This window comes from Streptomyces bohaiensis (assembly GCF_012033785.1).
Lineage (GTDB): Bacteria > Actinomycetota > Actinomycetes > Streptomycetales > Streptomycetaceae > Streptomyces > Streptomyces bohaiensis.
In genome coordinates this window covers 1-8,637 of the sequence record NZ_JAAVJC010000199.1, presented here as the reverse complement: position 1 = coordinate 8,637, position 8,637 = coordinate 1, and the positions used below count along the sequence as shown (strand labels likewise).

Sequence of the window (8,637 nt, the reverse complement as noted above, 5' to 3'; positions counted from 1 at the left end):
GCCGAGACACCGCCGGCCGCCGCCAGCGCCACCAGCCGCGGGTCGGCCGCCCCGTCCCCGAACCGGCCCACGCCCCACACCGCGCCCGCCGTGACCGCCAGCAGGAGCGCGGCGGCGGGGACGCGTCGCGACCGCAGGTGGAGCACCGTTCCGGCGGTCACGCCGGTCACGCCGGCCCTCCGGCCAGTTCCTCGGGCCAGGTGTACGCGCACTCCAGCGCGCCGGCGCGGATCTCCGCGGCGCGCGAGCGCTGCTCCGCCGGGTCCAGCGCGGTGAACTCGGCCCAGGCGGACTCGGCGGAGCCGCGGTACTCCGCGGCGTCGTACACCTCCGCGTCGATCAGCGCGAACTCGCCGAGCGCCCAGCTCGCCAGCACGCTCTGGACGACCAGCGCGGCGTCGCTGCCGCTCTCCCGCGTGGTGCGCGGCCAGCAGTCCGGCGCCAGGCCCTCGCCGACCAGGCGGCGCACCAGCTGGTCCCCGCTCGCCCCGCCCATGGTCGGGTCCTCGAAGTGGACCAGCAGCACGCCGGGCTCCAGCGGCCGGTTGCTGCCTACCGCCCGGAGCGCCGTCTCCTCCCGGACCCGCTCCGGGGCGTCCGGTCCGAGGGCGTCCGCCAGGACCGCCAACGCCTCCTCCCCGGCCGGGGCGAGCTCCGCGAGCCGGTACCGGTGCAGCTCCGCGACGCAGACCCGCCCCTCGCAGGCCCAGGCGGCGGCAGCGGCGTCGACCCGGTAGCCGTCGCGCGGTGCGGCCGGGAGCAGCGGCAGCGCCAGCAGCGCCCCGGCCACCGCCGGAACGACGGCGAGGAGCCGCGCCCGCGTCGAGGAGACGGCCAGCAGCAGGAAGCCGCAGGCCAGCAGCGAGAGCAGCCACACCGACTGCCCGAGGTGCAGGGCGACGGTCGGCGTCAGCAGCACTTGGCGCGGCTCGGCGACCGCCGGAGTGAACTGCGAGAGCAGGTGGGGCACCAGCTGAGAGGTGGGGTGGGCGGCGTCGGAGTGCTGCACGAGGAACACGTTGGCGACGAGGCAGAGGACGACCAGCACCGGCGGGGTCAGCGGGGACGGCAGCGCCCGCGCCGCGCCGGCGCCCAGCACCGCTCCCGCCACCAGGGCGAGCAGCGCCACCGCCGTGATCGGCAGCCACCCCGCGTGGTGGTGGGTGGTCTCCCCCGTCGCCACCCGCACCGCGCCCCAGGCGACGAGCGTCCCGAAGCCGACGACCAGCGCCAGCGCGAGGGCCGCCATCGGCAGGGCCGCCCGCTGCGGGGCGGGCCGGGAGGTGGCGGCCAGCAGTTCGTCCGTACCGGAGCGGTGGTCGCGCAGCCCGTGGAGGGCCCCGAGCCCGACGACGAGCGGCAGCAGCACGACCAGCGTGGTGCGGGTCCACAGGGCGGTGGCGGTCCACTGGCCCGTCCAGTCGGTGGTGCCGGCGGCCGGCCCGGCGGCACCGAGCAGGTGGAGCAGCACGGCACCGCCGCCGAGGACGGTCGCCCCGGCCCAGGGTGCGACGGAGCGCAGCAGTTCGGTGCGCAGTACGCGGAGGTTCACCAGGCGCCCTTTCCGGCGGAGCTGTCGAGGAGGGCCGAGTAGCCGCGCTCCAGCGGGCTGTCGCCGGGCTGGTCCTCGCTGCCGGCGGCGGCCAGCTCCGCCGGGGTCCCCTGGAAGACGAGGCGTCCCGCGGCGAAGAGCACGACGTCCGAGCAGGCCGCCGCCACGTCCTCCACCAGGTGGGTGGAGACGACGACGCAGGTGTCCCGGCCGAGTTGCTGGAGCAGCTCGCGGAACCGCAGCCGCTGCGCGGGGTCCAGGCCGACGGTCGGTTCGTCGAGCAGCAGGACCGCGGGGTCGTTGACGATGGCCTGGGCGATACCGACACGGCGGACCATGCCGCCCGAGAGCGCCTTCATCCGCTCGTCGGCGCGGTCGGCGAGGCCGACGCGTTCGACGGCGCGCTGCACCGCACCGGGGACGTCGCGCTTCGGCACCTCCTTGAGCCACGCCATGTACTCGACGAACTCCCGGACGGTGAACCGCTTGTAGTAGCCGAACTCCTGCGGCAGGTAGCCGATGCGGCGGCGGGTCTCCCGCTGGTCGGCGCGGTCGCGCACCGAGGACCCGAACAGCCGCAGCTCGCCGCCGGCGGGGCGCAGCACCGTCGCGAGGGCGCGGATCAGCGTCGTCTTGCCGGCCCCGTTGGGGCCGAGGAGCCCGTGGGTGCCGGTGCCGAGGGCGAGCGAGAGGCCGTCGACCGCCATCCGGTTCCGGCCGACGCGGACCGTCAGGTCGTCGGCCTCGATCTCCCAGGCGTACTGCTTCGGCGCGAGGTCGGCGCCGGTCGCGGTCGTCATGGAATGGTTCCTCTCGTGCACGGGACGGGGCCCGGGGCAGGGACGTGAGCAGGGGGCGGGACGGGGCACGGGGCGGGGCCCGTGCGGCGGACCGGTGCTCCGGGGGCCGAGAGCCGGGCAGGCGCAGGGCGACGGCGCTCGCCGCTCACCACGCGCCGCGCGGCCCGGGAGCGGCGAACGCGTGCCGCCGCAGCGCCACCACGGCGGCGCCCAGCACCAGCAGTGCCGCCCAGCCGGCGAGATGGTCCGGGTGGAGCACGACCGGGAGGGTGCCGAGGACGAGCGCCGGTGCCGCGACGGCCACCGCCCACAGCGCCCCGAGGACCGTGACGGCGCGGGGCACCCCCACGACGCTGCCGAGGGCGAGCGCGGCGCTGGTCAACGCGATGGCGGGGAGCAGCCAGGCCGCGACCCCGACCCCGGTCAGGGCTCCCGCGACGAGCAGCAGCGGGAAGAGCAGGAGCAGCACGGCCAGGGTTCGGCCGAGCAGCAGCCCGAGCCCGGAGCGCGGGGTGGCGACGGTGAGTTCGAACGCCGGGTCCAGACCGCGGGACCACGCGGCGGCCACCCCGAGGAGCGGCAGTGCGGGAGCGACCACCAGCACGGCCGGGACGGGCAGGGTGTGAGTGGCGAGCAGGTCCAGCAGCAGCGCCGCCAGGGTGAGGCAGGTGACCATCGCCAGCCAGGGGGCCATGGCGGGGGTCGCCCACCCGGCCGGCAGGCGGCGACGGCGCGGCGGGGCCGGGGCGACGGAGTCCAGCGCGGGGCCGAGATCGCGGCGGACCGCGTCGAGGAGGCCGGTGACGTCCGGCCGGTGACGGTCGACGGCCGCCGCGAGGCGGGTCCGGCAGGGACCGCAGCCCTCCAGGTGGGACTCGACCGCCCACAGTTCGTCGGCGGTGAGCGGGCCGGCGGGGACGTCGGCGTCGGGGGCAGGGCCCGCGGGGGCGGCGCCGGTCGGCCGGTCCCCGGGGGAGACGCCGGTCGGCCGGTCCCCGGGGGAGACGCCGGTCGGCCGGTCCCCGGGGGAGACGTAGGCGGCGAGCAGCCGCTCGGAGGGGTGGTCCCCGGTCATGTCAGCGCCTTCCTCATCGCGATGCGGGCCCGGCGGGCGCGGGTCTTGACCGTGCCCTCGGGCAGCCGGAGCAGCACGGCGGCCTCCCGGACCGAGAGCCCGTCCAGGACGAGGGCCTGAAGGACCTGCCGGAGTTCCGGGGCGAGATCGCGCAGCGCGTCCCCCACCTCGCCGCCCACGGTGGCGGCCAGCACCTCCTCCTCCGCGGCGGGCGCCGCGAGCCGTTCGCCGGCGGCGAGCGGGGGCTCGGCGTGGTGGGCGCGGCGGCGGAACGCGTCGACCAGCCGCCGGGCGGCGATGGTCCACAGCCAGCCGACGGCCGAGCCGCCGACCGCGCTGCCGGCGAACGCCCCGGCCGCGCGCCAGACGGCGAGGTACGTCTCCTGCATGACCTCGGCGACGATCTGCTCGTCGGCACACCGCCGGCGCAGCCGGACCGCGAGCCAGGGCGCCGTGCGCCGGTACAGCTCGTCGAACGCGGCCCGGTCGCCCTTGGCGACGAGCCGGAGGAGACGTTCCTCGTCCAGCTGCTGCGGCGCTTTCCTGCGTGCTCTCACACCCGCCAGACGTCAGCGCGGCCCGGCAGGTTCTCCCTCCGGCGTGACCTGCGTCACATCGCGTGGCGCGGGGTGCCGAGCCGGCGCGCGCCGGGGGCGGGCCGTACGGGTGGCGCGCCCGGCCGATCGGGCGGTGGCGGTGCGGGGTGCGGGTGGTTTCCGGAGCACGCGCCGGGCGAGGCGGGTAAGCGGGACCGGGGCCCGCTACCTCGGGGCCCACGCATCCGGCCGCACGCCGGGGCACCCCGCCCCGCGCCCCGGCCCGACGAAAGGCGGAGCACCATGCCCCAGCTCACGGTCAAGAGCGAACGCCCCGACATCGAGGACGTCGAGCTGCACTACGAGGACACCGGCTCCGGCCGCCCCGTCGTCCTCGTCCACGGGTGGCCGCTGAGCGGACAGTCGTGGCAGGCGCAGACCGGCGTGCTGACCACCGCCGGGCACCGTGTCATCACCTACGACCGCCGGGGGTTCGGGGAGTCGTCGCAGCCGGCCAACGGGTACGACTACGACACCCTCGCCGCCGACCTGGCCGCACTGCTCGACGCACTCGACGTGCGTGAGGCGACGCTGGTCGGGTTCTCGATGGGCGGCGGCGAGGTCGTGCGCTACCTCTCCCGGTACGGCAGCGAGCGGGTGAGCCGCGCGGTGCTGGCCGCCGCGGTCCCCCCGTACCTGCACCGGACCGGGGACAACCCGGACGGCGGGCTGGACGACGCGACCATCGCGGAGTTCGAGGACGGGGTCCGCAACGACCGCGCCGGGTTCCTGGACGGCTTCGTGACGCAGTTCTTCCAGGCGGGCGACCGGACGGACCTGGTCTCCCCGGCACAGCACGCGGAGGCCGTCCGGATGGCGCTGCCCGCCTCCCCCACCGCGACGCTGGAGTGCATCGGCGCGTTCTCACGCACCGACTTCCGCGGGGACGTGGCGGCGGTGGACGTGCCGACGCTGGTGATCCACGGCGACTCCGACGCCGTCGTCCCGTTCGAGGTCAGCGGCAGGCGCACCCATGAGGCGATCGCCGGCAGCCAGCTGGTGCTGGTCGAGGGCGCACCGCACGGGCTGAACGTCACCCACGCGGACCGGTTCAACGAGGAGCTGCTGCGCTTCCTCGCGCAGTGACCCTCGCGCGGTGACCGGCGGGCGGTGACCGACGGCCCCGGCCCCGGCCGGTGCGGCGGCAGGAGGTCCGGCTGCCGCACCGGCCGGGGCCGTGCACGGCGACCGGGAGGTCACCGCACCGGGCTGCCCACCACCGCCATGACGAGAACGACGATCAACAGGGCCAGGACGCCGCACGTGGCGCCGGCGAGGGACCAGCCGAGGTTGCCGGCCTCACCGCGCTCGCAGCGGCGCGCACCGACGACACCGAGGACCAGCGCGGCCAGCCCGGCCGGCACCGCGACGAACTCGCCGAGCGTCGGGACGAAGGCGAAGACGAGGGCGACGAGGCCGAGCGAGAGCGACAGCTCGCCGGGGCGGTTGCGCTGCCCCGGTGGATCGGCCGTGTGCTGGTCCGGCATGCGAGTCCTCGTCGACGGGGTCCGGGCGCAACCGCGGTGACGCTCAGGTCGGCGCCGCCGGGCGGCAGCGGCTCCGAGCATAGGACGCCCGGCACCGCGGCGCAGCAGCGGCGCCGCCGGCGGTGGTCGGCGCGGTCCGGCCGCCGCCCCCGGACGCGCACGCCTACTCCTCCCCGGCGCGCTCCCCGTTCTCGCGAGCCGCCATCTCCTCCCGGACGCGGTCGATGCCGGCGAAGCAGAACGACCAGTGCTCGAAGCTCTGCTCCGGCTCCCACAGCCGGTGGGCGAGCCGGATGTTGGTCTCCCAGTCGAGCGCCTCCAGCGGGGTGCTGCGCAGGTCGTTCAGCCGGCTGTCGGATATCTGGAAGAGCCCCCAGTTGCGGGTCCCGTTCTCGTTGCCGAGCACGTAGAGCGGGTCGAACTTCGTGGCGCAGGCCGCGACGGCGACGGCGGTGTCGGCCTCCTCGCCCGGGAAGAGCTCGCGGATGAGCGCCGCCATCTCCTCCTCGTCCGGGGTCTCGACGACGACGTCCGACTCGTAGAGGGCGACTTTGGTCTCGTCGCCGACGACGCCGTTGACCCCGAGCCCGGCGAGGACCTGGAACGCGGTGACACGGCGCAGCGTCTCGGGGCCGAACTGTGCGTCGACCACCATCGGCAGGCCGCGCTCCACCAGCAGTTCCTGGAGTTCCTCGACACAGCCGTCGTGGCGGCCCATGGTGATCGGCTCGTCGCAGGGGTGGCTGAGCAGCGCGCGCTGCTCCTCGGCTCCGACCACGGCGCCACTCGGTGTCGCGGCATCGTCGCGGGTTCCGTCGTCCTGCCGGTCGCCGACGAGCGCGGCGACCGTCACGACGGCCCCCACGAGCAGGACCAGCGCCAGGACCAGTGCGGGCAGTCGGCGACGCGCGCCGGCCGCCGCGGTCTCCTCGGGGGTGGCCGATCCCCCGGCGGCGGGCGCTGCCGGTTCTCCGGAGGTACCGGCGGTGGGGTCCCCCGGCGCCGGTTCGTCGGTGGCCGGCGGCGGGGCGGCGACCGGCTGCTCGGCGTCCTCCGCGGCCGCGGGGTCCGCGGGCAGGTGCAGCGGCTCGGAGGCCAGCACCCACAGCCGGTGCAGTTCCGTGAGATCCGCGCGGTCGGCACGGCAGCACCGGGCGAACCGCTCCACGGTGGCGAACTCCGCCGGCACGCCCTTGCCGGAGCAGTAGCGGTGCAGCGTGGAGCGGCTCACGCCGGTTCGGCGCGCTATCGATTCGAAGCTGTGGCTCGTGTTGCCCTTGAGCGCGCGCAGCTTCTCGGCAAAGGCCTCGATGGCGGCGGTGTTCTCGCGTGCGCCGGCCACAACCCACCCCCGGCGGTGTCTGTCGTCGTCCACCGCTGAGCGTAGCAATGACCACCCCCTCCTGACTACCCAGAGTCACGCTTTCGGTGACCGAGTGTCAGAGTCCACATTCGGTGCGCGGAACCCGGCCGCCGCCGACGAGGCGTCAGCTCCAGCTCCAACCGTGTGCCGCTCGCCGCGGCAGACCGCTCACCATCCGGGACATCTCGCACCTCCTCTCCCCGCTCACGCTCCCCCGTGGGCCCCGCCCACGCCCCCCGTGACGGGGCGGGCACCCACGCCCGCCGCACCCCGCACGACGGGGTCGGGTCGGGCCCGGCGGCGCCGTGTCGCCGGCACCGCCAGCAGACTGCTGCGACGCCCCGACGACGGTCAACGCGGGCCGGGCCCGCAGGGACGATGGGATGAAGAACCACAGCTGACCTGCCACTTTCTCGCGGCGTGGGACAGCGGGCGAGACATCGACGCCCCGGCGGGCCGTCGGCCGACCCGGGGCCTGCGAGCACGGACCGGGACGGTCCGGGACCGTATGCCCGGCGCACCGACCGACGTGCGCGTCGCCCCGGCGCCGGGGCCGGACCGAGGACCCGGTCGACGGGGCACCCCCGGCGGGCGCGGCGACCGGTCACGGTCGACGAGGCGCGGTTGACGAGGCGCGGTTGACGAGGCGCGGCGACACCTCGTGACAGACCACCCGGAAAGCGGCACTCCCGACCAGTCAACACCTCGCGGAAAGTGGCTGGTTGACGCTTCCGCCAAGGCGCCGGACCGCAGCGCCCGGTCGCTGGCACAAGGGCCGGACGGTCCAAGGTTCGGTCAATTCAGCACGGCTTTCGACCATGGTTTCGCCAAGCAGCGATCAAGTAATCACCACATCGGTCAGAAGAGTTGAGTCAGCATCTAGTTTCCGATCGTGATGTCGAACTGTGAGGCCGCCGGCCCACTCCCCACCCCCTCTTCCCCCACCGCCCCGTCCACCGCGACCGACGCCGCCACCCACGGCAACGGTCGCCGGGCCTTCCTGCGTACCGCCCTGACCGGTTCGGCCGCTCTCGGCGCCGCCCTCGCGCTCGGCGGCGCCGGTCAGGCGGTCGCCGCCCCGGCCCGGCCCACCGCTGCACCCTGGCCGCTCTCCTCGACCCCCGCCACGATGACCCCGAACCAGGCGCTCAAGCGCCTGGTCGCCGGCAACAACCGCTGGCGCGCCGGGGCCCAGCAGCACCCCCACGAGTCGGCCGCCCGCCGGCTGGAGGCGGTCTCCGGGCAGCAGCCGTTCGCCCTGGTCCTCTCCTGCATCGACTCCCGCGTCCCGCCGGAGCTGGTCTTCGACCAAGGGCTCGGCGACCTCATGGTGGTCCGTTCCGCCGGCTGCGTCCTGGACTCGGCGGTCATCGGCAGCCTCAAGTACGGCGTCCTGGAGCTGAACATCCCGCTGCTGGTCACCCTCGGCCACCAGCACTGCGGCGCGGTCAAGGCGGCGATACAGACCGCGGAGACGGGCGCCCAGCTGCCCGAGCACCTCGACTACCTGGTGGACCGGATCATCCCGTCCATCGACCACACCACCACCGGGGAGGCACAGGTGGACGCCACCACCAACGCCTTCACCCGCTCCGTCCGCGACACCCTCAGCGCCGAGGTGGACATAGCGCCGCGGGTCGCCGACGGGCGGATCAAGGTCGTGTCGGCGCGCTACCAGCTCACCACCCAACGGGTGCACGGGCTGGCCTGACGCACCCGCGCCGCCCCGCGCCCCCGCCGCCCCGCGGCGCGGGGGGCGGGGGG

General features: G+C 75.8%; 8 protein-coding genes. 2 read left to right on the top strand and 6 right to left on the bottom strand.

Annotation, left to right across the window (positions count from 1 at the left end; all coding sequences use genetic code 11):
• Nucleotides 1–166: 166 nt before the first annotated feature.
• From HCN52_RS18270 to HCN52_RS18255, 4 genes are all read right to left on the bottom strand, one after another.
• Nucleotides 167–1,552 (bottom strand): hypothetical protein, encoded by a 1,386-nt coding sequence (locus tag HCN52_RS18270; RefSeq protein WP_168089529.1) that lies wholly within the window; start codon nucleotides 1,550–1,552, stop codon nucleotides 167–169.
• Complete coding sequence (locus tag HCN52_RS18265) at nucleotides 1,549–2,352, bottom strand: ABC transporter ATP-binding protein (protein WP_168089528.1); 804 nt, start codon at nucleotides 2,350–2,352, stop codon at nucleotides 1,549–1,551. The genes HCN52_RS18270 and HCN52_RS18265 overlap by 4 nt, the downstream gene beginning before the upstream one ends.
• 145 nt (nucleotides 2,353–2,497) lie before the next feature.
• Nucleotides 2,498–3,427, bottom strand: a complete 930-nt coding sequence (locus tag HCN52_RS18260; protein WP_168089527.1) for a zf-HC2 domain-containing protein — start codon at nucleotides 3,425–3,427, stop codon at nucleotides 2,498–2,500.
• Complete coding sequence (locus HCN52_RS18255; protein WP_168089526.1) at nucleotides 3,424–3,984, bottom strand: RNA polymerase sigma factor; 561 nt, start codon at nucleotides 3,982–3,984, stop codon at nucleotides 3,424–3,426. The genes HCN52_RS18260 and HCN52_RS18255 overlap by 4 nt, the downstream gene beginning before the upstream one ends.
• A gap of 282 nt (nucleotides 3,985–4,266) precedes the next feature.
• Here HCN52_RS18255 and HCN52_RS18250 point away from each other — a divergent pair, with 282 nt between their 5' ends.
• Nucleotides 4,267–5,109 (top strand): alpha/beta fold hydrolase, encoded by an 843-nt coding sequence (locus tag HCN52_RS18250; protein WP_168089525.1) that lies wholly within the window; start codon nucleotides 4,267–4,269, stop codon nucleotides 5,107–5,109.
• Nucleotides 5,110–5,219: 110 nt separating this feature from the next.
• On the opposite strand, the gene HCN52_RS18245 is transcribed toward HCN52_RS18250, so the two are convergent.
• Together HCN52_RS18245 and HCN52_RS18240 are read right to left on the bottom strand one after the other, a co-directional pair.
• Nucleotides 5,220–5,510, bottom strand: a complete 291-nt coding sequence (locus HCN52_RS18245) for a hypothetical protein (protein WP_168089524.1) — start codon at nucleotides 5,508–5,510, stop codon at nucleotides 5,220–5,222.
• Between the two features lie 163 nt (nucleotides 5,511–5,673).
• On the bottom strand, nucleotides 5,674–6,852 hold the full coding sequence (locus HCN52_RS18240) for a helix-turn-helix domain-containing protein (RefSeq protein WP_168089523.1): 1,179 nt from the start codon (nucleotides 6,850–6,852) through the stop codon (nucleotides 5,674–5,676).
• 916 nt (nucleotides 6,853–7,768) lie between these two features.
• Between HCN52_RS18240 and HCN52_RS18235 the strand changes: the two genes are divergently transcribed.
• Nucleotides 7,769–8,584, top strand: a complete 816-nt coding sequence (locus HCN52_RS18235) for a carbonic anhydrase (protein ID WP_168089530.1) — start codon at nucleotides 7,769–7,771, stop codon at nucleotides 8,582–8,584.
• Nucleotides 8,585–8,637 lie beyond the last annotated feature (53 nt).

Excerpts from the sequence above, each read along its gene's own strand:
- HCN52_RS18265 (WP_168089528.1), bottom strand. The coding sequence starts at position 2,352 with ATGACGACCGCGACCGGCGCCGACCTCGCGCCGAAGCAGTACGCCTGG.
- HCN52_RS18260 (WP_168089527.1), bottom strand. The coding sequence starts at position 3,427 with ATGACCGGGGACCACCCCTCCGAGCGGCTGCTCGCCGCCTACGTCTCC.
- HCN52_RS18245 (WP_168089524.1), bottom strand. The coding sequence starts at position 5,510 with ATGCCGGACCAGCACACGGCCGATCCACCGGGGCAGCGCAACCGCCCC.
- HCN52_RS18250 (WP_168089525.1), top strand. The coding sequence starts at position 4,267 with ATGCCCCAGCTCACGGTCAAGAGCGAACGCCCCGACATCGAGGACGTC.
- HCN52_RS18235 (WP_168089530.1), top strand. The coding sequence starts at position 7,769 with ATGTCGAACTGTGAGGCCGCCGGCCCACTCCCCACCCCCTCTTCCCCC.